We start from the raw sequence: 26,847 nt of genomic DNA on the forward strand, positions 1-26,847 counted from the left end.
TACCTGTTGTCGCGGTAGAGCCGATACATCAACGATTGATGATTTGTTTCATCTAATTGTTGAAAAGATAATTTTAAAAAGTTCTTGACATTAGGTTTTGAACTTGTTATGATTATTAAGTTAACTCGTTAGAGCAACAGCCTAACAATTTCTTGATTCATTTCATTAAATTGTTAGTAAAATTATTTTAAAAAAGTCCTTGACATCAACTTGTCGGCTTGATAAAATAATTAAGTCGCTGATGAGCGTAAGCGCTTAATCAGCTGGTAGACCTTTGAAAACTGAACAAAGTTTTAACACTAAAATTGTGTAGGTCAACATTTTTGTTGATATACAACGAAGTCAATTCGCTAGTAATATTTTTTATGAGTCACAAACTTTTAATATGAGAGTTTGATCCTGGCTCAGGACGAACGCTGGCGGCATGCCTAATACATGCAAGTCGAACGAACTTTCCTATTGATTGATGCTTGCATCATGATTTAGATCTAAGTGAGTGGCGGACGGGTGAGTAACACGTGGGTAACCTGCCCAGAAGTGGGGGATAACATTTGGAAACAAGTGCTAATACCGCATAACAACATTAAACACATGTTTTTTGTTTAAAAGATGGTTTTGCTATCTCTTCTGGATGGACCCGCGGCGTATTAGCTAGTTGGTGAGGTAATAGCTCACCAAGGCGATGATACGTAGCCGACCTGAGAGGGTAATCGGCCACATTGGGACTGAGACACGGCCCAAACTCCTACGGGAGGCAGCAGTAGGGAATCTTCCACAATGGACGAAAGTCTGATGGAGCAATGCCGCGTGAGTGAAGAAGGTTTTCGGATCGTAAAACTCTGTTGTTGAAGAAGAACATATGTGAGAGTAACTGTTCACGTACTGACGGTATTCAACCAGAAAGCCACGGCTAACTACGTGCCAGCAGCCGCGGTAATACGTAGGTGGCAAGCGTTGTCCGGATTTATTGGGCGTAAAGAGAATGTAGGCGGTTCATTAAGTTTGAAGTGAAAGCCCTCGGCTCAACCGAGGAAGTGCTTCGAAAACTGGTGAACTTGAGTGCAGAAGAGGAAAGTGGAACTCCATGTGTAGCGGTGGAATGCGTAGATATATGGAAGAACACCAGTGGCGAAGGCGGCTTTCTGGTCTGTAACTGACGCTGAGATTCGAAAGCATGGGTAGCAAACAGGATTAGATACCCTGGTAGTCCATGCCGTAAACGATGAGTGCTAAGTGTTGGAGGGTTTCCGCCCTTCAGTGCTGCAGCTAACGCATTAAGCACTCCGCCTGGGGAGTACGATCGCAAGATTGAAACTCAAAGGAATTGACGGGGGCCCGCACAAGCGGTGGAGCATGTGGTTTAATTCGAAGCAACGCGAAGAACCTTACCAGGTCTTGACATACCATGAAAAGCTAAGAGATTAGTCTTTCCCTTCGGGGACATGGATACAGGTGGTGCATGGTTGTCGTCAGCTCGTGTCGTGAGATGTTGGGTTAAGTCCCGCAACGAGCGCAACCCTTATTATCAGTTGCCAGCATTCAGTTGGGCACTCTGGTGAGACTGCCGGTGATAAACCGGAGGAAGGTGGGGACGACGTCAAATCATCATGCCCCTTATGACCTGGGCTACACACGTGCTACAATGGTCGGTACAACGTGTTGCGAACTCGCGAGGGCAAGCAAATCACTTAAAACCGATCTCAGTTCGGATTGCAGGCTGCAACTCGCCTGCATGAAGCTGGAATCGCTAGTAATCGCGGATCAGCATGCCGCGGTGAATACGTTCCCGGGCCTTGTACACACCGCCCGTCACACCATGAGAGTTTGTAACACCCAAAGTCGGTGGGGTAACCCTTCGGGGAACTAGCCGCCTAAGGTGGGACAAATGATTAGGGTGAAGTCGTAACAAGGTAGCCGTAGGAGAACCTGCGGCTGGATCACCTCCTTTCTAAGGATATGGTACTTTGGTACCAACGGAATACACAATCGTTAAAACTTTGTTTAGTTTTGAGGGGTCTACCCTCAAACTCGTACCTTGAAAACTGGATATTAAGAATTAATGAATTAAAGAAACACCGAAAACTGCGCGGCAACTTTTTAGTTGCCAGCTGTAACTTATGTTATGGCAAATGATTTAAATTGCTTTTGTAATTTATTAGGTTAAGTTATAAAGGGCGCACGGTGGATGCCTAGGCACTAGGAGCCGATGAAGGACGTAACTAACGACGATACGCCTCGGGGAGCTGTAAGTAAGCTTTGATCCGGGGATTTCCGAATGGGGGAACCCAAATATCGTAATGGATATTTACTTGTCTGTGAATACATAGCAGTCAAGAGGAATACGCAATGAACTGAAACATCTAAGTAGTTGCAGGAATAGAAAGAAATTCGATTCCCTGAGTAGCGGCGAGCGAAACGGGAATAGCCCAAACTAAAGAGCTTGCTCTTTAGGGTTGTAGGACTGATGTTGTGAGTACAAATAGTTGAGATAGCTGAACAGCTTGGAAAAGCTGGCCAAAGAGAGTGAAAGCCTCGTAAGTGAAATCAATACTTCTCCATTCAGTATCCTGAGTACGGCGGAACACGAGAAACTCCGTCGGAATCCGGGAGGACCATCTCCCAAGGCTAAATACTCCCTAGTGACCGATAGTGAACCAGTACCGTGAGGGAAAGGTGAAAAGAACCCCGGAAGGGGAGTGAAATAGATCCTGAAACCGTGTGCCTACAAGTAGTCAGAGTCCGTTTATGGATGATGGCGTGCCTTTTGTAGAATGAACCGGCGAGTTACGTTAACATGCAAGGTTAAGATGAAAAGTCGGAGCCGGAGCGAAAGCGAGTCTGAATAGGGCGATCTAGTATGTTGATGTAGACCCGAAACCAAGTGACCTATCCATGTCCAGGTTGAAGATGCGGTAAAACGCATTGGAGGACCGAACCCGTGTATGTTGAAAAATGCTGGGATGAGATGTGGATAGCGGTGAAATTCCAAACGAACTTGGAGATAGCTGGTTCTCTCCGAAATAGCTTTAGGGTTAGCCTCGGGGATTAGGATCGTGGAGGTAGAGCACTGTTTGGACTAGGGGCCCGTCTTGGGTTACTGAATTCAGATAAACTCCGAATGCCATTGATCTTTACCCGGGAGTCAGACGATGAGTGATAAGATCCACCGTCGAAAGGGAAACAGCCCAGATCACCAGTTAAGGTCCCAAAATTCATGCTAAGTGGAAAAGGATGTGGAAACGCATAGACAACTAGGATGTTGGCTTAGAAGCAGCCATTCATTCAAAGAGTGCGTAATAGCTCACTAGTCGAGTGATTCTGCGCCGAAAATGTACCGGGGCTAAGCATGATACCGAAACTGTGGATGTATCGTAAGATACGTGGTAGGAGAGCGTTGTAAGAGCATTGAAGCTATACCGTGAGGAGTAGTGGAGTTCTTAGAAGTGAGAATGCCGGTATGAGTAACGAAAGACCAGTGAGAATCTGGTCGGCCGAAAGACTAAGGTTTCCTGGGGAAGGCTCGTCCTCCCAGGGTTAGTCGGGGCCTAAGATGAGACCGAAAGGTGTAATCGATGGATAACAGGTTGATATTCCTGTACTAGTTTATTTTGTTTGAACGATGGAAGGACGCAGGAGGATGATGTGTGCACGCTGATGGATATGCGTGTCCAAGCAGTGAGTCTTGAGTTGAGTCAAATGCTTAACTCTTTAAGGACAAGCTGTGATGGGGAGTGAAATTTTAGTAGCGAAGCACAGTAACTCACACTGCCGAGAAAAGTTCCTAGTTAGAAATAAACTACCCGTACCGCAAACCGACACAGGTAGTCGAGGAGAGTATCCTAAGGTCAGCGAGTGAACTCTCGTTAAGGAACTCGGCAAAATGACCCCGTAACTTCGGGAGAAGGGGTGCTGGTGTAACAGCCAGCCGCAGTGAATAGGCCCAAACAACTGTTTATCAAAAACACAGGTCTATGCTAAATCGTAAGATGACGTATATGGGCTGACGCCTGCCCGGTGCTGGAAGGTTAAGAGGATCAGTTAGCTTTTGCGAAGCTGAGAATTGAAGCCCCAGTAAACGGCGGCCGTAACTATAACGGTCCTAAGGTAGCGAAATTCCTTGTCGGGTAAGTTCCGACCCGCACGAAAGGCGTAATGATTTGGGCACTGTCTCAACGAGAGACTCGGTGAAATTATAATACCCGTGAAGATGCGGGTTACCCGCGACAGGACGGAAAGACCCCATGGAGCTTTACTGTAGCTTGATATTGAGTTTTTGTGTGACATGTACAGGATAGGTAGGAGCCGTTGATATCGGAACGCTAGTTTCGATGGAGGCATTGGTGGGATACTACCCTTGTTATATGAAAACTCTAACCTACGTCGTTTATCGCGACGAGGGACAGTGTCTGGTGGGCAGTTTGACTGGGGCGGTCGCCTCCTAAAATGTAACGGAGGCGCTCAAAGGTTCGCTCAGAATGGTTGGAAATCATTCGTAGAATGTAAAGGCATAAGCGAGCTTGACTGCGAGACTGACAAGTCGAGCAGGGACGAAAGTCGGACTTAGTGATCCGGTGGTACCATATGGAAGGGCCATCGCTCAACGGATAAAAGCTACCCTGGGGATAACAGGCTTATCTCCCCCAAGAGTTCACATCGACGGGGAGGTTTGGCACCTCGATGTCGGCTCATCGCATCCTGGGGCTGTAGTCGGTCCCAAGGGTTGGGCTGTTCGCCCATTAAAGCGGTACGCGAGCTGGGTTCAGAACGTCGTGAGACAGTTCGGTCCCTATCCGTCGCGGGCGTAGGAAATTTGAGAGGAGCTGTCCTTAGTACGAGAGGACCGGGATGGACATACCTCTGGTGTACCAGTTGTGCCGCCAGGCGCATCGCTGGGTAGCTACGTATGGACGGGATAAACGCTGAAAGCATCTAAGTGTGAAGCCCCCCTCGAGATGAGATTTCCCATTCCGTTAAGGAAGTAAGATCCGTTAAAGAATATGACGTAGATAGGCTGCGGGTGGAAGTGTAGCGATACATGGAGCTGAGCAGTACTAATAGATCGAGGACTTAACCGAGAAGAGTTCACAGTTTGAAGTGTTTCATTATTTAATTCATAGTCTTAATATCTAGTTTTGAAGGTACGAGCAAATATAGTGTGGTGGCGATAGCGAGAAGGATACACCTGTTCCCATGCCGAACACAGAAGTTAAGCTTCTCCACGCCGAAAGTAGTTGGTGGGAAACTACCCGCGAGGATAGGTAGCTGCCACGCTAATGATAAGAGGTCAACTTAGGTTGATCTCTTTTTTTGTGCTTAAAAATTAATTTTCAGAAAATATGAATATATTTTTACCATTTATTAATGAAAATCTTTTATCAGATGATTCGCTACGCTTTCATCTGATGTTTATTATGATGTTTAATATCATTATGAATTTGGTTAGCGTAATATCTACATTTAGATTGAAAAAATAAATGTTTTTTTCAATCTAATCTTTTTATTTTTATGAAATTTGTTTTTTTCTGAATTAAGGAACTGTTAAAAGCTATACTTATTTTAAATAAGGCGTAAAATAACTTATTGGTATAGATAATAAAATGTATTCATATTTTGCTAAATATTTTGTCTACTTATTTAGGTTCTAAAAAGTTATTGGTTATTTATTTAATAAAAAAATTACTATAATATAAATATATAATGTAGGTTTTTGGGTATGTTCTATTATAATAGAATTAATTATATCTATGGGGGTGGAGTTCTTGGATAGTTTTACTGACTTATTTTTATCAAAATCAGAAATTGAAAAGATTCAATTATTTAATAAAATTAAACTAATAAGAACAAATCAGCTTGCTAGCGCGGATCTTATCGGAACATATCGTAATCGAGATATCAGAGTTAAAGATATTAATTTACGAAAAGCCGCTTATCAGATGAATAAGAGCTACGGTAGTGTCTATAATACATTTTTAGGGATTCAAGATGATTTTAAAAGGATTCTTAAAAAGGATAAATATAGTACTGAAGAGATGTTTGCGGTCACGAGGGATGGTTACCATGCCTATTTGACTACTAATTCGGATGGATATCTATTTCTAGATGCCATTGTTAAAGAGAAGGAAACTTCCTTCAAACATTTCTATGAAACATTGGATAGTAGTAAAGCAACTGTCTTACGTCATTTAAAGCCGATGAGAGGCTATTTAAAACGTTTTGGTGTCAGAATTGCTTATGAGCCAATGCGCTTTGTTGGAGACGAGGAATCAATTCGTTTGGCTATCGCAGCATTGTATTGGAATGCTACTAGGGGATACGTATGGCCATTTGAAGATTTCACGCAAAAGACAGCCTTCAAGGTTGTTGATATTGCCTTAGATAAATATCGTTTAAAACCAACTAACTATATTACGAAGACTTTTTATGCATATGTCGTTATGGCACACTTGTATCGGATCATTGCGGGAAATCATGTACAAAACATGGATGCTTTGAATGTAATTAATTATCCTTTCCCTAATATTTTTGAAAGTGCTGGTTCAATGCTTGAAGGGGATACCGGTAGTGAAAAAGTTAAGGAATTAAAACGTGCTATTAAAGAAGATGTTAGTTATGAGGAGCAAATGTTCCAATCAGCTGATTTCTACATTCTTTTGATGTGCGTTCCCGCTACTTTTGAAGTTTCTGAGGATTATTTGCAGTCAGTTTCTAAACAATTGGTTAGATATAATCCGTTATTTGCTAACTTCATTGATGATTTCTTGGAACTTATTCCAATTGATATTGAACAAACAATTTCAGACATGGCAATGTCTCACAGCGAATTCTTAAGATATAAATATAATCTGACAACTTGTATTATTGGTGTCTTAGCTTTAGATCATAATTACATTGAAATTCTTAACTTATATTCAGGATTTGGCGATGCAATCAGTAAATTAAATGATGAAGGGCTGGAGAGTAAAATCTACTCAACCGTTCAACATTTGATGTTACGTGATAAGTATCAATCATTAAATGGTAAGTCGAAACAGATTTCTGAGGCTATTTATGCGATTGCTTATCGTTTCTTCTCACTTTATAATAAGAATATTCAAGTAAAGGTTTACTTAGAATTAGAATCATTTTTCTTAGTCTATTCAGACCTTTCTGTGACGTTACAATCTTTACCATATGCCAAGATTGTTAGTGATCCTAAAGATGCTGATATTATTGTAACAGCCAATAGCGCCAATCCACCGGAAGATCAAATGAGTAAAGACGTATGTATTTATCGTTGGATGTATAACGGTGTAGATGGACAAATGGGCGGCTTGTTGAACTTAATATATAAGATCTGGACAGAAGAGAAAGTTAGCGAGAATCCAAATCTTTAATTAAAAAAGTTGCAACTATTTTCAGAATATATTATGATGAGGATTGTGCGATGAGTCGAGAGCCGTCGAATTTGGACGGCACTTATAAAGGTAGGGTATCGAGCACTACTCACCGGATTTGTGAGTGATATCTTTAGAAACTGGATGTGAACCGGAATCTAATTACTCTTTTGAGTACTACCAAAAAACCATGGTTGATTTATACCATGGTTTTTTTTATAGGAAATTTTATGAAGAGGTGAGAAAATGCGTGCACAAAGAATATGGTTATTGATTTTAAATGTTGCCTTTAATTTGGTAATGGGATTTATCCTACCTGTTAATATGATATTTATCCATAAAAACTTACACGAATCCTTAGTTACAGCTGGATTTGCGTTGATGGTATATTCTGCTTTTATGATGGTAGGAAATGCTTTAGGTGGTATTATGTTCGATCGATTTTCGAGGCGAGGGACACTTTATACCGGCTATGGAATATCAATTATTTCGCTGTTAGGTATGTCATTTCATCACGTCTGGCCTAGTTATGCCGTTATGTTATTCATTTTAGGATTTGGTATGGGACTCATTTATACGGCTGTTAATGCGTACACGGCTTTTGTAGCTGAACAAATGTCTGGTAACAGTCGAGTGGTTTTCAATAACATGTATCTAGCTTCGAATATTGGGATTGCAATTGGATCTACTGCAGTTGGATATATATTTAAATGGAGTATTTTCTTTACTTTCTTTATACCGATGTTATTGTTTGTAATCAGTACTATTATTTTGTTTTCTAAGGCTAATTTGTTGGATCATGTATCACAACGAGGAGATTCCGATACGGAAGTGACAGATTATAATAGTAGTGAGGTTGATCCTCGAGTTGAAATAGGCTCTAGACGGTTTAATTTAAATATCTTTATCATTTGTGCATCAATTTTCATCGTTTGGTTAGGCTATTCACAGTGGGACAGCAATATGTCCGCTTATATGTTGAATCAAGGTTATACAACTAGAGAATACGGTCTAGTATTTACTATTAATGCCGGCTCGTTATTGATTATTCAGCCAGTAATGAATCGTGTCATTTCAAAAATATTTAAATTGCTAAAATATCAAATTTTTATTGGAACAATAATTATGGGCTCATCATTTTTATTGTTGCCTGAAGCCAGAACTTACAGCGCCTTTATCATCAGTATGTTAGTTTTGACTGTTGGCGAATCAATGGTCTTTCCAACTATTCCAGCTTTATTGAGTAAGATGTCAACGAAGAGAAATCGTGGAACGTTCCAGAGCTTCTATAGTATTTTCGGTTCCTTAGGAAGAGCTGTGGGTCCATATGCGGGTAGTTTGGTCATTACAGCCTTATCTTTCTCAAACCTGTTTATCGGAATTACAGTATCAATGATTATTGTGGCAGTGGCCATGATAGGCGTAAAAGAATTAGCTTAAGTGAGGTAATATCATGATAATTATTTTGTTGATATTGTTATTACTAGTCGTTCTAATCCTGAACGCCTTTTTTTTGTATATTCAAAAGAGAGGCTCAAAGGCTTTGGGTGGTGGTGAGGCCCCTAAAGTAAAGATGGATGACGGATTAGTGGATAAAACAAATCAATTTTTAAAAAAATCGAAACAAATTTGGCATATAAAATCGAAATTTAATGGCAGTAAGCTAATCGGATGGTTTACCGACAATAAAAGTGAAACGACGGTTATTTTAGTACATGGTTTTGGCGTCGATCACAATTCTTTAAATGTTCATGCTCAATTGTTCGATAGTCTAGGATACAATGTATTGCAGATAGATGATCAGGCTGCTGGAAAGAGTGAGGGTAAGTACTTAGGCTTTGGATATATTGAGAGTCTTGATCTGTTGGATTGGATTCAACGTGTTTTGTCTGAAAGGCCGAATGATAAAATTATTCTCTATGGGGCTTCCATGGGAGCAGCTACAGTTATGCTTGTGACTCAGTATCATTTGCCAAAGAATGTTAAACTAATTATTGAAGATTCAGGATATACGAGTGCGTATGATATCTTGAGTTATCACTGTCAAAAAAGGTATCATATTAAAGGCAAGTATTTGATAAAAGGAATATCATTAGTGTCTAAGTTGCGAGCTGGTTTTTCTTATGCGAAAACTGATTGTACTAAGGCACTTGCTAAAAATAAGTTGCCAATTTTATTCATGCATGGGCATAATGATTTTACAGTTCCCTTTACAATGCGTGAAAAGTTATTAACATGTGGAAAATTTCCAAGAATGTCATACGAAAGTCAAGGGGTTCATATAAGAAGTTACTATATGGATTCAAAAAAATATCAGGATACTGTAGAAAAATTTTTGAAAATGTATCTCTAGGAGAAAATAATGAAAATTAAAGTTGCTGACTTCATCGAGAAAGTCCAAGATGAAAAATTCAAACAAACTAAGCTAGATATAAGTAAAGATGATTTACTTCAAGAAGATCTTTGGGCCTTAAACACTGCCAAGGATCAAATGGAAAAAGATCTAGCAGAAAATGAACTGTCACAAATAATTATTCATGTGGCTGATGCTGAATTTGAAATTGATTATTACCTTGAAAGTGGCATAATCAATTTGCCTTTTGCCGATGCTAAGAAGGTTACACACTTTTTTGATGATGATGCTGAAACTGAAACAAAGATTTATCTATCAACTAGTTGCGAATATTTAAATGCCTCTAAATTCCATATTGACTTAATTTCTGAAAATAGCTTAAAAAATGATGAAATAAAACACACAATGGATATAATGAAAAGTAACTATGAAACTTCTTTAGAGAATTTTTCTAAGAAGGATGAGGAAGAAAAAGAGGATAAATAATGAATTCAATGCTGCTACTTTTGGTAATGGGAGTAGGAGCTGGAGTCTTAGGCGCAATTTTAGGAATTGGTGGCGGAATGATTATCACGCCAGTTTTGACTATTATGATGGGGTTAGATATTAAGTATGCGATCGGTGCTAGTATCATCTCTGTTATTGCGACGAGTTCTGGTTCTACTATTGCCTATTTAAAAGATGATATGCTGAATTTGCGTGTAGCGATGTTTTTGGAGATAGCTACCACTATTGGGGCAATCATGGGTGCGTTATTAGTTGGAGTTTTTTCAAGTAATTTTCTTTATGTTCTATTCGGATTTTTCCTATTGTACTCAACATACAATATGATTAGAAAATTGATGGATAAAAAGGGTGAACAAGTTTTCACAGGTCACGATCCAGTGGTTGAGAAATTCAAATTAGCCAGCACTTATTATGATAAATCGGAGAAGAAACAAGTTGATTATTCAATGAAAAATGTTCCCGGTGGTTTTATCATGATGTGGGCCGCAGGATTAGCCAGCGGTTTGTTGGGAATCGGTAGTGGTGCTTTTAAAGTTATTGCTATGGATACTATTATGAAGATGCCTTTGAAACCATCAAGTGCAACTAGTAATTTGATGATGGGTGTTACTGCTGCTGCTAGTGCAACTGTTTATTTCTTTAATGGATCAATTCGACCAGATATTGCAGCACCCTTGGCTATTGGTGTTTTGGCTGGGGCAACGATTGGTGCTCGTTTAATGCAAGTTATGAAACCAAGAATTATTAGGATGATCTTTGTTCCTATTATTCTCTATATGGGTGTACAAATGGCTCTCAAGGGATTCGGGGTGAACATCTAATGAATACACATGAGGAAACCAGAGAAGTTGAGTTAGTAATTGGTAAAATTTTGCGGATCGGTGTTATTACTTCTGCTTGTGTAATTTTGATAGGAATAGCACTTTACTTTATGAGTGGTAGTGGTTATGCTCCAGGTGATTATCCGACGAGGTTTGAGGCAATTTTTTCTGGAATTGCTGAAGGTAAATCTTATGCTGTAATTATGTTGGGAGTCTTTCTTCTGATTTTAACGCCAGTATTGCGGGTAGTGGTTTCTATCTATGCATTTTATAAAGAACACGATAATTTATATGTGATTATTACGACGATTGTTTTGGTTATTTTGATGTTTGCCATGTTTATGGGATATCGAAGCTAATAAAAATTTTAAAACATAGTAAAGTCCCTGTATTAATTGATAGATTTCAATTAATGCAGGGACTTTTTTTAGATGTTCTGTAACGAATCTAATAATGTCCAATTGATAGTTCCTCTATATTGACCAGCGGTATTATTATTGTCATTCATTGATAGTAAAATTCCACTTTCTTTAGTCCAAGGGACCGTGATATCTTTAGTATCAGTTTGATCATTGGGTTTAGTATACTGAGCAATATTAACATTATTGCTTAAATCGAAACTGTGACTGTCTGGCGTAGCCCGATAAATTAAATTGCCATTAAAAGTTTTCTTGTTGGCATTTACTAATGGTGTGGCATCTGCTTGAACGGTCCAGCTGGAACCTTTTTCTCGACTATCAATAACGTTGACATGCCAGTCATCGATTCTAGGGATGATTTGTTTATTGCCGCCGTAGTTAATGTTTTTGAAAGCCACATTACTAGAAACATCTCCAAAAGCTACGGTTCCACCAATTTGAATCGAGCGGTTCAAAGTATTGGTTTGACCAAGCGTATTTGCGGTGGAATCATCTTTAACATAAAACGAAACTGGAGTTGTAGCTGAGGTAAGTTGGCTACTACTAATATGAAGCGTAAATTTCCCTGATGAATCAATCAGATTTTTAATTGGCATTGGGTCATTGTCACCTATTTTTTGATAAATAGTTAATTTAGAAAAATCAGGTATAGAACCACTACCGAGATAATTTACCTGTGCAGGTATGTCAACGTCAGTATCCTTTTTGACCTTAATAATATCCGGTGTAGAGCTTTCCAACGTAATTGATTTAGGATCGATGATAAATGAATGGGCATCGGTGTCGGTGATTAAGTTGTCACCATCAAAATGACCATGAGCCTTAGGTACGGTTAATTGAGTAGTCGATGTTTTGGCAGCTTTTCCGTGTAACGTTATCGTAGCAGTACGATTGTTGGTATCTAGTGTTTGCTGCAATTGATAATTGATTTGGCTTGAATTAAAGACTGAACTAGGTATACTTTCCTGTTGGCCATTAGCATAGGTAACTTCACCACTAGAAAAACTCATGTTATCAGGAATATCTATTTTTGTTTTGATATTAGACCAGTTCTTTGTCCAACCGATATATTTCAAATTGTACTTGTAGCTAATATCATCGTTAGTATTAACGTGATCACCATCGTTAACTTCAGTGTTAGAAGTGTCATCAAAGATGTTTGCACTAGCCTCAGCATCAACGAATGAGGGGATGGATTCAAAAGCTATTAAGTTATTTTCTGTATATCTTCCGGTCGACCCAGTAAAGCCCCAATATAATTTACCATCACTTGAGGAAAACTTATTGGTATCGACGTTGATGGATCTAGTGAGCCCGCTAGTATTGATTTCACCAGTAGCAGGATCTTTATCGTCATAGTGATAGATTAGAGTACCTGTGTTGCTTCCATTTTGCGGTTTTTCCCAATTAACGGTTAAATGATGCCACTTGCTGTCGACTAAATTAAGTGATTCATCATATCCTGATCCATAGCTGTTCAAATGATTTAAAATGAAGTAATGTTTTTTATTGCCACTAGCATTGGTTACGTATTGATTGACATAGTTAGTTGCTTCTCCTGGATAGCCAAAGGCAATATGAGGAGCATAATTTCTAGAACTACTACCGGAGTTGAGTACATCAAAAGAGGCTCCTTCACCTTTTAGATCGTCATAATTTGTCACTCGATCGAGGAAGGTATCAAATTCAATGGCGACACTATTTTGAATAGCTGTTTTAGCTATTTTAGAAGAATTAGTTTCGTCCATATCCCAGTCAGTTCCCCAAACTCCTAAAGTTTCACCATCTCCAGGAACAGTTTTGCCATCTTTCAAACCAGTTGAATGGGCATTGATACCTCTTGGATCATTGTGCAATACAAAGGCCATTCCATCTCCGGGGAAGAATTGGTCTGGATTAGTATAGCTTTTAGCATATCCAAAATAGAGCCACATGGAGACAGTTTGGTTATGATTAATATTGAAAAAGTTGTCATTATCGAAATTACTCCAGATTCCTCCCACTTGATAACTTTTATTAGTCATTTTGAGAATACTAGTATCCTTTGAATTAGGATTCTGAGATGCTACTACTTGAGCCGAGTTATCATCGAAATTAGCTTTAGAAAAGGCGCCGCCGTCCCAGCTTAGACCCTTAGGAGCCGTCTTTAAAGCGGTATTATAATCGGCTTCGTTACTGGTGGCTGCGGATATTGTTTGAAAATTTCCCCATAATATTAATAAAATGGTAAATATAATAAATATAAAAATATAGAATTTTTGCACTTTCTTCTTATATTTACTCATAATAAATCCCTCTCAATTGATATAATTATCATTATTCAATCAAAGTGTAACAGGTATATGAATTTTTAACATGTTTTAACAACGTTTTTATTAGTATATTTTTATATAAAAAATACAAATAACGAGATAGAAAATATATCATTTATGTTATAAATAAACATTTATAATTATTTAAAATGGACCTGTGAATATGAAGTCCCGTTGTTTAAAAGTAATTTGAGTTACTTTAACTTTAGCAATCATAATTTCCACTATACTTATTGTTGACAATTAAATTGTATAAAATAAAATAGTTTACATTTTTTTAATAAAGTATAGAATATAATAATAAACTAATAAAAGGAGGGATTATTTTGCCAAATTTTAAAGACAATCAACCAATTCCTTTAGATGATCACTTATGTTTTTCCTTGTATGCCACATCTCGTGCTATTCAAAAGTTATATCATGGTGGATTGAGTGAATGTAAATTAACTTATCCCCAGTATTTAGTGTTAGTTGCGTTATATGAGCATCAAGAGTTGACGGTTAAAAAATTAGGCGCTTTACTATCTCTTGATTCTGGTACTTTGACGCCACTGTTAAAACGGTTAGAAAATGAAGGCTTGTTAACAAGAAATCGTAGTAAAAGTGATGAACGAGTTGTAAATGTTCATTTGACTGACGCCGGAGTAGCAAAAAGGGAGGAAGCAAATAATCTACCAGAAATTTTGGTTGAAAAGAGCGGACTTTCAGAAGCTGAATGGAACCAATTAGAGAATTTGTCAAATAAGTTATATGAGAATATCTCTAAATAAAATAACTATTAAAAAATCTCTGACTTCATAAAAGTCAGAGATTAAAGTGCAACACAAAAGTTAGACAAAATTGAATATTGTTAAGCTGATAAGGCATGTTCCCTGTATTCGCGGGGAGTCATGCCTTTTGTTTTTCTTGAGATGCGTCGATTGTTAAACCAATCGACGTACTCCTTAGAAAGTTTCCTAAATTCTTTCATATCTTTACAAGGTGGAAATCCATTGAGACATTCTGTTTTGAATAGATGAAAGAAACTTTCGATTGGCGCATTGTCGAGACAATTTCCTTTGCGAGACATGCTCTGTATAAATCCATCTTCAGAAAGCCTATCAGTATAATAATTTAGTTGATAATGCCAGCCTTGATCTGAATGTATCACTGGGTTGCTTCCTTTAGGTATAACTGTCGTTAATTCATTTAATGTATCCATAATTAATTTACTATTGGGACTATTACTTACTTGGAACGCTAGAACTTCTTTGCTTGCCTCGTCGGTAATTGCGGAAACATAAGCCCATTCGTTATCCCTTAAACGAACTTGTGTGACATCTGTATGCAGGACTTTAAAGGGCTCAGTTTCATTAAACTGTTGATGTAAAATGTTGTGTGCGACCTTTCCAACAGTTCCTTTATATGAGGAATACTTTCCATTTTTATGACGATTATAAAGATTTACTTGAACATTTAACTCATTCATCAAGCGACGAGCTACGGCATCTGCTATGTGAATATCTAGTTTAATTAATCCTTCTTGTACGCGACGATAACCGTAGGTTAGGCGTCCACGACATTTTCCACTTTCAGTAATTTTTAATATTTCAGTTTTTATATCTTTGTACTTATCTACATGATTTTTGATACGTTTACGCTCATCATGGTAAGTGGCCTTTTTAAGTCCAATGGCCTTAAGAATATCGCCTATCTTATACCGTTCTGCTTTTGGAAGAGACTCTTGTTCTACCCTGATCTGATCAACTATTTGTGTTTTTTTGCGTCCTTTGAAGTTCCGAACAGGGTCATTGATTTTTTTAAAATATCATTCTCCAACTTTGTGTCATATAATTCTTGATTCTTCTTTGCGAGTTCCTCGCGAAGTTGATCTAATTCATTCTTGTTTATTAAATGACGTAATTTCTTTTTATCATTTTTCACTTTGGATTTTCTGCCTTTCGGATGAGACTTCAAGGCTTCTATGCCATGTTTATTGAATGCCGTTCTCCAGGAACTAATCTGACACTTGTTAACATCAAATCTGGCGGATACTTCAGCTAAAGTTTCATCATGAGTTTGATAGTAGTTTATCACATCAATTTTAAATTCAGCTGAAAAGCTCCGTTTAGTTTTTTTTCGCTTAAGCGAGTCTACGCCGCTTAAGCGATATTTTTGAATCCAGAAACTGACTTGCCGTTTAGGTAAATTATGTTTCTCTGAGAGACTTTGCATGCTGGTTCTACCTTGGAGGTATTCACCAACAACCTCTGCCTTTAATTTTGAACTGTATTTAACCATATAAAAAGCGCTCCATAACTGTTAGATTTCTTGTCTAACAATTATGAAGCACTTTAGATTTTTTAATGGATATTATTTTATTTAAGTTTCTTAACGCGATTGAAAAGAGAACTATCATCGGGTGTCTTGTTGTCGCCGGTTCGTCCGATATCATAGTCTGAATCTTTCATGGCTTCAACTTTTCCCATCAGGTAACCATTACCTACTTGTGAGAAGAAATCATGATTGCTGGTTCCAGTTGAAATCCCGTTCATAACGATCGGATTGACATCTTCAGCATTACCATCGGGGAATAGTGGCTCTTGACCAAGATTCATCAAAGCTTTATTAGCGTTATAACGAAGGAAGACCAAAACTTCATCGACCCAACCAACCTCTTTGTAGAGTTCACGAGTATATTTTTCTTCGTTATCATACAAAGTATAGAGTAAATCGTACATCCAATCTTTTAATTCTGACTTTTTATCATCACTCAATTCGTTGAAACCTAATTGGAATTTATAACCGATATAAGTTCCGTGAACTGATTCATCGCGAATAATTAATTTAATAATTTCAGCTACGTTAGCTAACTTGTTATTACCTAGATAGTAAAGAGGAGTATAGAAACCGGAATAAAAGAGGAAGCTTTCTAGGAAAACACTTGCGACTTTCTTTTGAAGTGGAGTTCCATTTTGGTAAATATCGTTAATGAATTTAGCTTTCTTTTGAAGATATTCATTATGATCAGTCCATTCAAAAATTTCATCAATTTCTTCGGCTGTGTTCAGGGTACTAAAAATAGATGAATAACTCTTAGCATGAACTGACTCCATAAACTCAATATTGTTGAAGACGGCCGTTTCAGCTTGGGTTCTAGTATCCTTTAGCATAGCTTGAATACCGTCTTGCGATTGTAAAGTATCAAGTAAAGTCAAACCGCCAAAGACGTGTCCAACGACTGTATGTTCAGCTGGACTGAGGGTACGCCAATCATCGAGGTCATTTGATAAAGGTATTCTAGTATCTAGCCAAAATTGAGAAGTTAATTTTTCCCAAGTTTCCTTATCAATTTGGTCTTCCAGCTTATTCCAGTTCATTGATTTGTAGTATGTATCGACCATTATAAAAATTTCCTCCTAGATTGAGCAGCTTTCACATTCATTACTGCCAATTTCGTCATTGTTTTCGGTAAAGGTTCTAACGTAGTAAAGTGATTTAATTCCTTTGTAATAGGCATAGTTACGTAAAATACTTAAATCACGAGTTGTCTGTTTAGGTTCATCTTTCCATTCATAAAGTCCTTCAGGAATCTCAGAACGCATAAAGAGAGTTAAACTCATTCCTTGATCAATGTGCTCTTGTGCGGAAGCATAAGTATCTATGACTTTTCTCATATCGGTATCGTAAGCTGATTTGTAATATTTGATAGTGTCATTACTTAAGAAAGGTGCTGGGAAGTATAACTTACCATTCTTCTTTTCTTGTCTCTCTTCAACCAAACGGGTAACGGGTTGTAAACTTGCACTAGTGTTGTTGATATAAGAGATAGATCCAGTAGGGGCAACAGCCATACGATAGGCGTTATAAAGACCATCACGCATAACTTTTTGTTTCAATTCTTGCCAATCAGCTATTTCAGGAATTTCAATATCCTTAAATAACTTTTTAACTAAATCTGATTTAGGAGCAAAACTCTTTTGAACGTATTTATCGAAGTATGATCCATCAGCATATTTTGATTTTTCAAAATTACTAAAGGTTTCATGACGTTCTTTAGCAATGTTGTTGCTTTCAACCAAGGTCCAGTAATTAAGCAACATGAAGTAAACATTGATAAATTCAATTGCCTCAGGAGAGCCATATTCGAGATGATGGCAAGCTAAATATGTATGCAGTCCCATTGCACCTAAACCGATTGAATGGCTCATTTGATTACCATGAGCGACTGGTGGAACGGAACTAATATTAGAAGCGTCACTGACAAAAGTTAGGGCCCTAGTCATGGATCGAATAGATTTTCCAAAGTCAGGGCTTTGCATCATGTTCAAAATATTGGTCGATCCTAGATTACAACTGACATCTGTTCCTAATTTAACGTATTCTTGAGCATCGTTTAACTCTGAAGGGACTTGTACTTGTTGAATTTCGGTACAGAGATTACTCATAATGATCTTACCGTCAATAGGATTGTCACGGTTAACGGTATCGATATTTAAGACATAAGGATAACCTGATTCTTGTTGAAGTTTACTGATTTCGTCTTCTAATTCACGAGCATCGATCTTGTACTTTTTAATCCGGTCGTCATTGACCATATTGTCATACTCTTTTGTAATATCAACGTATGAGAAGGGTACGCCGTAAACTCGTTCAACGGAATAAGGACTGAAAAGATACATGTCTTCATTGTTACGAACTAATTCGTAATATTTATCAGGAACGATGACTCCTAAGGAGAGAGTCTTTACACGGATCTTCTCATCAGCATTTTCTTTTTTAGCTGAAAGGAATTCAATGATATCAGGATGGAAGACGTTAAGATAAACGGCACCAGCACCTTGTCTTTGACCAAGCTGATTACTGTAACTAAAACTGTCTTCCAATAATTTCATAACGGGTAAAACTCCAGATGAAGAATTGTCGACATTTTTAATTGGTGAGCCAGATTCACGTAAATTAGTAAGAGTAATACCGACACCGCCACCGATTCTTGATAGTTGCAAAGCACTATTGATGGTTCGTCCGATACTGTTCATGTCGTCAGTAACTTGTAATAAGAAACAAGAAACATATTCGCCACGGCGCTTTCTACCAGCATTCAAAAACGATGGTGTAGCGGGTTGGTAGCGTTGGGCAATCATTTCAGTGGCCAAATTTTTAGCTAAGTTTTGATCACCATTAGCATATAAAAGGGCATTAAAAAGGATTCTCATCTCATAATTTTCAAGATAGAAGTCGCCGTCGTTTGTTTTTAGGGCGTATTGGTTGTAAAACTTGTAAGCGGCCATAAATGATTGGAATTGAAAATGTTGATCTAATAGGTTTTGATAGAGTTCTTCAATGAAATCATATGAATATTCATCTAAAACGTTTTTTTCTATATAATCATTTTTAACAAGGTAGTTAAGGCGTTCTTTGAAAGAAGCAAAGTTTTTAGTATTTGGTTCTACGTTCTCAGCAAAAAAAGCTTTAACAGCTTCTTTATCTTTGTTTAAAGGAATTTTATCATCCACGGGGATGTTGATTTCGTTATTTAATTTAAAGTAGCTGAGCTTGGTTGCATCAAGGTTATTTAATCCCAATTTTATTCACTGCTTTCTTAAAGTTTTCGACATCTTTTTGAGTTCCATTGAATTCAAATTCAAAAACAACTGGAACGTCAAGACCGTGAGCAATGTCTTTGGCTGTGTGATTATATAAGGTGTTGAAATTACGATTCCCGCCGCCAGCAACACCAACACAATTCTTGGCATTATCTTCATATTGAAGAAAGTCGATGACAGGATCCATCATATCGTCGTCATAAGCAGGTACAATAAGAATAAATGGCCGACCCATTTTAAAAAAAGGATCGGCGTCGGTTATTTCGTAACCATCTATTCCTAGCTTATTAACGAAACGTTTAGTTTGTCCGGTGATAGAATAATAAGCTATTTCTTTCATAATAATTAACCCACCAATTCTTTAAGGCTGTCTGGACGAAAGCCAACGATAGGGTCGCTAGAAGAGTTCATTACAACCGGTACGCTCTTAAAGCCTTGTTGTTTTAAAGCATCAAGATATTGTGGGTCCTGATTGATATTTCTTTCCTCAAAAGAAACATTGTGTTCCTTAAGATATCTTTTAGTCATCTTGCATTGCATGCAGTTATTTTTACTATATACGATTACATTATTCATTTGGAATACCTCTCTTCAATTACTAAATTAGTATAATCATTTACGATAAAAAACACAATATATTGTGTTCGTTATAATGATACACACACGATATAGCGTGGTTATGAAACTTGAATATTGAAAGCGCAAACTTATGTGCCCCAATAAATTAACCCGTATCGCATCTGATTTTCAAAAAAATTTCTGATTCGTGGTAAAATTAGCGTAATAACTATTATAAAGTTATTGAGTATAATTTAAAGTGTTTCAGACAATTAATTTTGGTTGGGAGAAAACTATGAATTCTTGGAATTTTGTGGGAATTATTGCATGGATCATCGTGATTGCATTGTTGATCTTTGTAGTATTTAATATTAGAAATCGTCATTTAAAGATTCTTGTAGAAAAGAAGAAAAAAATAACTTGGACAACTATTCTAACAGATTTATTAGAAATCGTTGTAGTAATATTAGCGGTCAGTGGCTTATTGTATACTAGTTTATTTACGAAGGTTGATTTAACTAATCAAGATGATGTCGCTGTCACTTATAAATATAATCCAATGATTGTTCAGACAACTGAGGATGGTCAAGGCTATTACGTTAGAATCAATAAAAAGGAATCCAGTTCAGCGACAGATGTTTATCAGTATTGGTTGAACAATACAAAATATACTGTATCAAGTCAAAACTCAACTATATCTGATGCGACATTACCGTTTACTGTATCAGGTTTACATTTGGATTGGCCAATGAAAAAGATTAAAAAAATGGATTCACGTTATCAAAATGCATACGTTATAACTGTTCAAGCTAAATATAAGAATAATTTTATTAATGGATTAGGATTGAAAGCTAATCGTTTTGCCATGGAGTACCGTGTGTTAAGAGTACCAGCACGTTCATTTATTAATGTAGCTAAATAAAGAGAATAAAAATGGCATCAGATAATCAATTTGATTATCTGATGCCATTAATTTCATACTATGCTTTTTTGATTTTCTTGATACTAACAACAATTTTGTTATTTAGTTCAGTTTTATTAGCATTATCTTTAGGATCATTCTTAACAATTTCCATTAAAGCTGAATGTTCGTAAATCTTTTCAACTTTACCTTGGAATGGATAATCCATATCTTCATCAACGGAGCAGTTGTAAACAGTACCAACTTTTAAGTCTTCTATTTTCATATGTCAAATCTCCTCGGATTTAATTACTTAACAGATTAGTATATTAATATAGTAGAAGAAATATTTCAAACATAGGGGTTTTATAATGGATAAAAAAATCATCGTTATTACTGGTGCCAGCGGGACAGGTAAAACAACCATTAGCAAATATTTGAAAGATACTTATCATATACCAAGTGTCATAACTCACACTACTAGATTACCACGTGAAGGCGAAAAAGATGGCATTGATTATCATTTTGAGACAAAAGAGTCTTTTTTCAAGAATCATTATTTAGAAAAAGTTGAATATAGTGGTCATTGGTACGGTTCATCTGAGGAGAGTCTAAAGAAGACTTGGGAAAAGTATGATGCGGTAAGTATCGTGGTTGATACGAAAGGTGCTATCTCATATAAGAAGAAATATGGGAAAAACGCTGTCGTAATTTTTCTAGAAGTTAGTTTTGATAAAGTAACACAAAGACTCAAAAAGCGTGGGGATGATCAGAGCCGGTTGTCAACGAGAATAAACAGCGAAGAATTTCAACGTGATTTAAAAATTCCATGTGAATTAGTTAATGAATGTTATAAAATTACTAATGATAATATTAAAAAAACTGAGGAAAAAGTTAATAATATCTTGAAAAGTGAAAAAATCAAATAAAATGTTTTTTCACAATAGAGTCTTAATCGTTGTTATGAAAACGATTAAGACTCTATTTTTTTGTGAAGTTCAAAGTGTAACATTCTTATACAATTGCTGTAACAGTTTTGCAATATTCAGAGAGTAGTATAGTGGTCGTTGAGTGATAAGAAATTAATAATTATAAAAAATTTAAACATTAAAAAATATACCAATTACGGGGGATTTCAATTTTGAATACAAACGTTAAAAAGAGTCTAATTTCATTTACAGCTGCTGCAGCTTTGGCAGTTACAGGTTTGGGTCTATCAAATGCATCATCAGCAAAGGCTGATACAGTTATTCAAAACGCACCTTCAGTCGTTCGTACAAAGAACGAATCAGCATTATTCAGAACACCATCATCAGCTTCAAAAATTACTGGTCGTGCACTTGCTTCAAATACTAGCTGGCGTGTAGCTAAGGCTGTTCAAGATGACAATGGTACAACATGGTACCTTGTTGGATCAAACGAATGGTTAAGTAGTGCAGATGTAGCAACAACTGCTGCTGTTACAGAATCAGCTTCAACAACAAATACTACAACTACAAATTCTTCAACAACAACTACAGCTTCATCAGCTGAAAATGTTATCAATACTGCTAAGAAGTACCTTGGCACACCATATGTATGGGGTGGTAAGACACCTGCAGGATTTGACTGTTCAGGTTTCACATCATACGTTTACAGCCAAGCAACTGGTAAGAGTATTGGTGGATACACTGTAGCTCAAGAAAGTGCCGGTACACAAGAATCTGTTTCTCAAGCATCAGCTGGAGACCTTCTATTCTGGGGTAGCAAAGGTTCAACTTACCATGTAGCTATCTACTTAGGTAACAACCAATATATCGCTGCACCACAACCTGGTGAATCAGTTAAGATTTCATCAATCTCAGGTTACTTCATGCCTTCATTCGCTGTTAAGGTTCTATAATTTAAAATTGAAATTTAATCGTAAAGATCACCCTCTTCGGTGGTCTTTTTTTGTATCTCCGTATAAAATAAAAAAGAAATAAAGATTCCTAAAGGAGAGATATGGAAAAATTAATTGAGCAAGCTAAGTCTCTAATTAAACCCCAGATGAGCGTTAGTTTTGGTGGTGGAAGAACGGTCGGGCGATTGATTAAAGCCGTTAAAGGATTGGATATAAAGGTTTCAAGTCCTTCAGAGATGACACGTCAACTTTGTTTGGAATTGAATATTCCAGTAGTACCATTAGAACAAGTAAAAAAATTTGATTTAGCATTCGATGGTTGCGATAGTATTGATTCTAATTTGAATGTTTTAAAGAGTAATGGTGGAATTCATACTTTGGAAAAATTGTATGGTAATTTAGCTGATCGTTATATTATTTTAGCTCCAGAATCTCGTCAAACTGAAGAATTAGATGCAAAAATACCATTGTGCTTAGAAGTTTTAGATTTGGCGATACCACAAGTAGTCAATGAAGTAGAAAAACTAAATGGTCAAATTAAAATTCGCCAATCCAGTGACATAGCTGGAATGGTTAGAACCGTAAATGGCAATAGTTTAGTAGACTGTTATTTTGATAACTGGCAAAATATCGCTGAAATAAATGATAAATTAACAAAAATGACAGGTGTATTAGGAACATCTTATTTTGAAATTGTGACGGATGCATTTTTGGCTACAGATGATGATGTGATTCATTTGCAAAAATAGCATTGACGTACTAAAAAAGTCGATATGGTCAATCATATCGGCTTTTTTTAGTGAAATAGATTAATTATCAGAATTCTTGTAATATTCTTGGTGCCACTTGGCAATGTAGTCTAGACGTTGCTTGAAAAACTTCTCTTTACCCTGTTCAGTAGGGCGGTAATAAATACTATTCTCTACTTCTTTAGGGACAGTTTTCATTGTGGTAAGTTTGTCAGCATAGTCGTGTGCTAGTTTGTAATCTTTACCATATCCGAGATTTTTCATCAACTTGGTAGGCGCGTTTCGAATCTGTAAGGGAATCGGCAAATTGCCATACTTTTTAACGTCTTTTTTAGCACGTAAAACAGCTTTATAAGTGGCATTTGATTTGGGAGCGACAGATAAATAAATAACAGTCTCCACTAAATGAACGTCGCATTCAGGCATACCAAGAAATTGGCAGGCTTGAAAGGCATTGATGGCGACATTTAAAGCATTAGTGTCAGCTAAACCAATATCTTCACTAGCGAAACGGACTAATCTTCTAGCAATATAAAGAGGATCCTCGCCACCTTCGAGCATTCTAGTAACCCAATAGATAGCGGAGTCGGTGTCGCTATTACGCATTGATTTATGTAAAGCTGAAATAATGTTGTAGTGTTCCTCGCCAGTTTTGTCATAACGCAATGATTTAGTATTGAGTAATTGACGAATATCTTCTAAATCTACCGTAGCCGTTTTATCAGTTACTGTTGAATTAATGACAGCCATTTCCAAGGTATTCAAGGCAACACGTGCGTCACCATTGGCATAGTTGGCAATTAGTTTTAAAGTATCAGAATCAATTTTAATTTTTAACTTAGGAAAAGCCTTGTCGTTAGCGAGAGTTTTCTTTAAAAGATCGACTAAATCATCGGAGGTTAATGACTTTAATACAAAGACCTTGCATCTCGATAGTAAGGCTGAATTAATCTCAAATGAAGGATTCTCAGTCGTGGCACCGATCAATGTAATACTGCCTTTTTCAACGAAAGGCAAGAAAGCGTCTTGTTGAGCTTTGTTAAAACGATGGATCTCATCGATGAAGACGATTGTTTTTTGTCCCATTTCTCGATTCATCTCAGCTTCTTTCATTACTTTTTTAATATCGTTGATACCACTAGTAACAGCACTAAAAGTAATGAAGTTGGCTTTAGTTTTTTGGCAATAATTTCAGCTAAGGTTGTTTTACCAACCCCGGGAGGTCCCCAGAAAATTAATGAGGGAACTTTATCCTGATCGATGATTTCGCGTAAAATTTTACCTGGACCAAGTAAGTGTTGTTGACCAACAAAGCCCTCCAGCGTGGAAGGACGAACCCGATTGGCTAGAGGACTATTGTTGTTATTATCTTTATTATTATTTGCGAAGAGTGACTCTTGTTGCATTTTTTAACCTCTCTAATTAATTGCCTTTTGAATCTCTTTTTCGTTATAGGCCAAGAGAATTAGAAACATGACTAAGTATAGAACTAAGGGGATCAAAGCATAATTTAAGTTAATAGCTGAAATTGTGGCAGCGCTTTGAGTTTTGTTGGAGACATATCCTGATATCTGTAGGGATTCAGCGGTAATCAAACCACCTAGACCTAGTCCTAAATTGACGCCGAAATCATCAGTTGAAGCAAGGACGCCCTCAGCTTGAATGCCCATAGAAGTACCATAACGGATGGTATCAGCAATCATGATTGAAACTAGTCCAATGATGAATCCACCACCGATACCGTTGATAAAGATACCAGTGAAGATTGTTGGCAAAACTTTTGAATAGGCTCCAAATGTAATAATAATTTGACCGATAAAGGCAGTAACAATGCCTAATAGCATCGTGTTTTTCTTTCCCAATTTAGCAGAGATAAAGTAGATGGCTACAACCCCGATTAAAGCGGTGAAGGTGAAACTGTTGGCAAGGGAAACCAAATTTTCATCGTTAAGAACGTACTTAAAGTAATAAATGGTAGTCTGATTTTTAATAGCGGTGGTCAGCCAGTACAAGAAAATGACGATGGATATAACTATCCAAGGTTTATTTTGTTTTAGCATTTTCCAAACTTCTTTGAGCGGTTGATGACTAATCTCTTTGTTCGTATAGCGCTCACGAACGTGGAAGAAGGTATTAAGAATCAAAGCTAGAGAGATTATTCCAAAAAGAATTATGGTTCCTAAGAAGCCCTTTTGTTGATTTCCTTTACCAAATAAACTTACTAAAGGAATTGTAAAGACAGCTACGATAATTTGTACAGAACTACCGAAAAATTGTCTGATGACTCCCAAAAGCGTAGTTTCCTGCTCATTATTAGTCATAGTCGGTAGGATTGATGTAATTGGTAAATTAACTGCTGTATAGAAGAATCCTAGACCTAAATAAGTTACATAAGCCCAAATCAATTTTCCGGAATGTGGGAGAAAATTAGGAGTAACGAAGGTTAGTACAGCAAAAATGACGTATGGAAATGAGTACCACAAAAAGAACGGACGACTTTTTCCCCAGCGGGAATGCGTGTTATCAATCATGACACCGATAATCAGACTTTCAAATACGTCGGCAGTTCTGGCGACAACAAAAAGAATTGCGACTTCATTAGCGTTTAGTCCAAAAACATCGGTATAGAAAAATAATAGATAAGTGGTCATCATTTGAAAAACTAAGTTATCTGCGGCGTCACTTAAGCCATAACTGATTCGTTCAGTTAGTGAAGTTTTCCATCTATTCAAAGATAGGCTTATTTCTTCGCAGTTAGACGACGATAAAGCTCACGACCGACGATATCGTTTGTCCACATCCAGGCGATGTGACCGAGAGCTTCGGAAATATGTTCTTCACTAGGCTGGTCTTTGGGATTTGGAACAGTCTTCATCATTGGCATAATACCGATATGGAAGGCAACCCAGATGGCAAGACCGAAAATAGCGCCGGAACCTTTTCTGAGAAATGGTTTGTATTCAGAAAGAACTTCATAAATAACAGCAAATGAAGTGGAGAAACCAAAGTGCATTAGAAAACTAGCCCAAGGCATTTTTTGTTCCGAATAGGTATAAGTACCACGAGTAATCTTCTTAGGAATACCGAATTGTTCCATTAAAGTCTGTGGAGGATTTACGGCATCACGTTCTGGAGTACGGGGAGGCAAAACATTTTCCCAACCTAATTTGACGAATCCTGAAATAACTCCTGCAGCTGTACCAGCAATGATTGCTGCTTTTAAATCTACTTTTTGTGCTTTATTCAAATGCATAAATAATACCTCTTTTCGATTATTAAAACCCTAATTGTAAGTATAAATCAGAGTGGATACTAATTCAGGTAATTGGTCTTGTCATTGGTAACAGAAAGTAATTGTAAACTATCTACTAACGTTACAGTCAATGA

The 26,847-nt window shown here is 37.2% G+C and carries 22 protein-coding genes, 3 rRNA genes and 1 pseudogene; 14 read left to right on the plus strand and 12 right to left on the minus strand.

Annotated features, from left to right (window positions below; translation table 11 throughout):
• The first annotated feature begins 381 nt into the window (after positions 1-381).
• From LA20249_RS08435 to LA20249_RS08475, 9 genes are all read left to right on the plus strand, one after another.
• A 16S ribosomal RNA gene (locus tag LA20249_RS08435) occupies positions 382-1,948 on the plus strand.
• 210 nt (positions 1,949-2,158) lie between these two features.
• Positions 2,159-5,075, plus strand: a 23S ribosomal RNA gene (locus tag LA20249_RS08440).
• Between the two features lie 79 nt (positions 5,076-5,154).
• A 5S ribosomal RNA gene (rrf, locus tag LA20249_RS08445) occupies positions 5,155-5,271 on the plus strand.
• The 16S, 23S and 5S rRNA genes sit together here, the layout of an rRNA operon.
• 479 nt (positions 5,272-5,750) lie before the next feature.
• Entirely contained in the window at positions 5,751-7,373 is a 1,623-nt protein-coding gene (locus tag LA20249_RS08450) for a helix-turn-helix domain-containing protein (RefSeq protein ID WP_236900086.1), read from the plus strand.
• A gap of 246 nt (positions 7,374-7,619) precedes the next feature.
• Positions 7,620-8,813 carry an MFS transporter gene (locus LA20249_RS08455; RefSeq protein WP_057738159.1) on the plus strand — a complete coding sequence of 398 codons (1,194 nt, stop codon included), beginning with the start codon at positions 7,620-7,622 and terminating at the stop codon, positions 8,811-8,813.
• 13 nt (positions 8,814-8,826) lie between these two features.
• A complete protein-coding gene (locus LA20249_RS08460; RefSeq protein WP_057738157.1) occupies positions 8,827-9,726 on the plus strand; it encodes an alpha/beta hydrolase in 900 nt (299 codons plus the stop codon).
• Between the two features lie 9 nt (positions 9,727-9,735).
• Entirely contained in the window at positions 9,736-10,212 is a 477-nt protein-coding gene (locus LA20249_RS08465; RefSeq protein WP_057738156.1) for a hypothetical protein, read from the plus strand.
• Positions 10,212-11,054, plus strand: a complete 843-nt coding sequence (locus tag LA20249_RS08470; protein WP_057738154.1) for a sulfite exporter TauE/SafE family protein — start codon at positions 10,212-10,214, stop codon at positions 11,052-11,054. Before LA20249_RS08465 ends, LA20249_RS08470 begins: the two co-directional genes overlap by 1 nt.
• Positions 11,054-11,413 carry a DUF1634 domain-containing protein gene (locus tag LA20249_RS08475; protein ID WP_057738153.1) on the plus strand — a complete coding sequence of 120 codons (360 nt, stop codon included), beginning with the start codon at positions 11,054-11,056 and terminating at the stop codon, positions 11,411-11,413. The genes LA20249_RS08470 and LA20249_RS08475 overlap by 1 nt, the downstream gene beginning before the upstream one ends.
• A gap of 68 nt (positions 11,414-11,481) precedes the next feature.
• On the opposite strand, the gene LA20249_RS08480 is transcribed toward LA20249_RS08475, so the two are convergent.
• On the minus strand, positions 11,482-13,758 hold the full coding sequence (locus LA20249_RS08480; RefSeq protein ID WP_057738152.1) for an L-type lectin family protein: 2,277 nt from the start codon (positions 13,756-13,758) through the stop codon (positions 11,482-11,484).
• A 353-nt stretch (positions 13,759-14,111) separates the two neighbouring features.
• Here LA20249_RS08480 and LA20249_RS08485 point away from each other — a divergent pair, with 353 nt between their 5' ends.
• Positions 14,112-14,555 carry a MarR family winged helix-turn-helix transcriptional regulator gene (locus LA20249_RS08485; RefSeq protein WP_057738150.1) on the plus strand — a complete coding sequence of 148 codons (444 nt, stop codon included), beginning with the start codon at positions 14,112-14,114 and terminating at the stop codon, positions 14,553-14,555.
• Between the two features lie 80 nt (positions 14,556-14,635).
• Here the strand turns inward: LA20249_RS08485 and LA20249_RS08490 are convergent, their stop codons facing one another.
• From LA20249_RS08490 to nrdH, 6 genes are all read right to left on the minus strand, one after another.
• Entirely contained in the window at positions 14,636-15,580 is a 945-nt protein-coding gene (locus LA20249_RS08490; protein WP_307724104.1) for an IS3 family transposase, read from the minus strand.
• Positions 15,532-16,065 (minus strand): helix-turn-helix domain-containing protein, encoded by a 534-nt coding sequence (locus LA20249_RS08495; protein WP_101836851.1) that lies wholly within the window; start codon positions 16,063-16,065, stop codon positions 15,532-15,534. Before LA20249_RS08495 ends, LA20249_RS08490 begins: the two co-directional genes overlap by 49 nt.
• A 77-nt stretch (positions 16,066-16,142) precedes the next feature.
• Positions 16,143-17,168, minus strand: coding sequence for a class 1b ribonucleoside-diphosphate reductase subunit beta (gene nrdF, locus LA20249_RS08500; protein WP_057738117.1), 1,026 nt, complete (start codon positions 17,166-17,168; stop codon positions 16,143-16,145).
• 15 nt (positions 17,169-17,183) lie between these two features.
• On the minus strand, positions 17,184-19,349 hold the full coding sequence (gene nrdE / locus LA20249_RS08505; protein ID WP_057738115.1) for a class 1b ribonucleoside-diphosphate reductase subunit alpha: 2,166 nt from the start codon (positions 19,347-19,349) through the stop codon (positions 17,184-17,186).
• The gene (gene nrdI, locus LA20249_RS08510; protein ID WP_057738113.1) at positions 19,336-19,710 is read right to left on the minus strand and encodes a class Ib ribonucleoside-diphosphate reductase assembly flavoprotein NrdI; all 375 of its coding nucleotides are present in this window, start codon (positions 19,708-19,710) and stop codon (positions 19,336-19,338) included. Before nrdI ends, nrdE begins: the two co-directional genes overlap by 14 nt.
• A 5-nt stretch (positions 19,711-19,715) precedes the next feature.
• Positions 19,716-19,946 carry a glutaredoxin-like protein NrdH gene (gene nrdH, locus LA20249_RS08515; RefSeq protein WP_057738111.1) on the minus strand — a complete coding sequence of 77 codons (231 nt, stop codon included), beginning with the start codon at positions 19,944-19,946 and terminating at the stop codon, positions 19,716-19,718.
• A 277-nt stretch (positions 19,947-20,223) separates the two neighbouring features.
• Between nrdH and LA20249_RS08520 the strand changes: the two genes are divergently transcribed.
• Positions 20,224-20,850 (plus strand): LVIS_2131 family protein, encoded by a 627-nt coding sequence (locus LA20249_RS08520; protein WP_057738109.1) that lies wholly within the window; start codon positions 20,224-20,226, stop codon positions 20,848-20,850.
• Positions 20,851-20,908: 58 nt separating this feature from the next.
• Here the strand turns inward: LA20249_RS08520 and LA20249_RS08525 are convergent, their stop codons facing one another.
• Complete coding sequence (locus tag LA20249_RS08525) at positions 20,909-21,115, minus strand: hypothetical protein (protein ID WP_057738107.1); 207 nt, start codon at positions 21,113-21,115, stop codon at positions 20,909-20,911.
• Between the two features lie 85 nt (positions 21,116-21,200).
• Here LA20249_RS08525 and LA20249_RS08530 point away from each other — a divergent pair, with 85 nt between their 5' ends.
• From LA20249_RS08530 to LA20249_RS08540, 3 genes are all read left to right on the plus strand, one after another.
• Positions 21,201-21,758, plus strand: a complete 558-nt coding sequence (locus LA20249_RS08530; protein WP_057738105.1) for a guanylate kinase — start codon at positions 21,201-21,203, stop codon at positions 21,756-21,758.
• Positions 21,759-21,970: 212 nt separating this feature from the next.
• Entirely contained in the window at positions 21,971-22,711 is a 741-nt protein-coding gene (locus LA20249_RS08535; RefSeq protein ID WP_057738102.1) for a C40 family peptidase, read from the plus strand.
• Between the two features lie 101 nt (positions 22,712-22,812).
• Complete coding sequence (locus LA20249_RS08540; protein ID WP_057738100.1) at positions 22,813-23,460, plus strand: ribose-5-phosphate isomerase A; 648 nt, start codon at positions 22,813-22,815, stop codon at positions 23,458-23,460.
• A 60-nt stretch (positions 23,461-23,520) separates the two neighbouring features.
• On the opposite strand, the gene LA20249_RS12090 is transcribed toward LA20249_RS08540, so the two are convergent.
• From LA20249_RS12090 to LA20249_RS08555, 4 genes and pseudogenes are all read right to left on the minus strand, one after another.
• On the minus strand, positions 23,521-24,066 hold the full coding sequence (locus LA20249_RS12090; protein WP_371861859.1) for an AAA family ATPase: 546 nt from the start codon (positions 24,064-24,066) through the stop codon (positions 23,521-23,523).
• 54 nt (positions 24,067-24,120) lie between these two features.
• A pseudogene (locus LA20249_RS12095) lies at positions 24,121-24,866 on the minus strand (AAA family ATPase); the annotation flags it as partial.
• 12 nt (positions 24,867-24,878) lie between these two features.
• On the minus strand, positions 24,879-26,192 hold the full coding sequence (locus LA20249_RS08550) for a glycoside-pentoside-hexuronide (GPH):cation symporter (RefSeq protein ID WP_057738098.1): 1,314 nt from the start codon (positions 26,190-26,192) through the stop codon (positions 24,879-24,881).
• Between the two features lie 8 nt (positions 26,193-26,200).
• A complete protein-coding gene (locus tag LA20249_RS08555) occupies positions 26,201-26,713 on the minus strand; it encodes a DUF1440 domain-containing protein (RefSeq protein ID WP_057738096.1) in 513 nt (170 codons plus the stop codon).
• Positions 26,714-26,847: the final 134 nt, after the last annotated feature.

It is taken from the genome of Companilactobacillus alimentarius DSM 20249 (genome assembly GCF_002849895.1).
Lineage (GTDB): Bacteria > Bacillota > Bacilli > Lactobacillales > Lactobacillaceae > Companilactobacillus > Companilactobacillus alimentarius.

Bases quoted from the DNA above. Each gene is read 5' to 3' on its own strand.
- LA20249_RS08470 (WP_057738154.1), top strand. From the start codon at position 10,212: ATGAATTCAATGCTGCTACTTTTGGTAATGGGAGTAGGAGCTGGAGTC.
- LA20249_RS08555 (WP_057738096.1), bottom strand. From the start codon at position 26,713: ATGCATTTGAATAAAGCACAAAAAGTAGATTTAAAAGCAGCAATCATT.
- LA20249_RS08455 (WP_057738159.1), top strand. From the start codon at position 7,620: ATGCGTGCACAAAGAATATGGTTATTGATTTTAAATGTTGCCTTTAAT.
- LA20249_RS08530 (WP_057738105.1), top strand. From the start codon at position 21,201: ATGGATAAAAAAATCATCGTTATTACTGGTGCCAGCGGGACAGGTAAA.
- nrdI (WP_057738113.1), bottom strand. From the start codon at position 19,710: ATGAAAGAAATAGCTTATTATTCTATCACCGGACAAACTAAACGTTTC.
- LA20249_RS08480 (WP_057738152.1), bottom strand. From the start codon at position 13,758: ATGAGTAAATATAAGAAGAAAGTGCAAAAATTCTATATTTTTATATTT.
- LA20249_RS08525 (WP_057738107.1), bottom strand. From the start codon at position 21,115: ATGAAAATAGAAGACTTAAAAGTTGGTACTGTTTACAACTGCTCCGTT.
- LA20249_RS08540 (WP_057738100.1), top strand. From the start codon at position 22,813: ATGGAAAAATTAATTGAGCAAGCTAAGTCTCTAATTAAACCCCAGATG.
- LA20249_RS08465 (WP_057738156.1), top strand. From the start codon at position 9,736: ATGAAAATTAAAGTTGCTGACTTCATCGAGAAAGTCCAAGATGAAAAA.
- LA20249_RS08520 (WP_057738109.1), top strand. From the start codon at position 20,224: ATGAATTCTTGGAATTTTGTGGGAATTATTGCATGGATCATCGTGATT.
- LA20249_RS08460 (WP_057738157.1), top strand. From the start codon at position 8,827: ATGATAATTATTTTGTTGATATTGTTATTACTAGTCGTTCTAATCCTG.
- LA20249_RS12090 (WP_371861859.1), bottom strand. From the start codon at position 24,066: ATGCGTAATAGCGACACCGACTCCGCTATCTATTGGGTTACTAGAATG.
- nrdF (WP_057738117.1), bottom strand. From the start codon at position 17,168: ATGGTCGATACATACTACAAATCAATGAACTGGAATAAGCTGGAAGAC.
- LA20249_RS08495 (WP_101836851.1), bottom strand. From the start codon at position 16,065: ATGGTTAAATACAGTTCAAAATTAAAGGCAGAGGTTGTTGGTGAATAC.
- LA20249_RS08475 (WP_057738153.1), top strand. From the start codon at position 11,054: ATGAATACACATGAGGAAACCAGAGAAGTTGAGTTAGTAATTGGTAAA.
- nrdH (WP_057738111.1), bottom strand. From the start codon at position 19,946: ATGAATAATGTAATCGTATATAGTAAAAATAACTGCATGCAATGCAAG.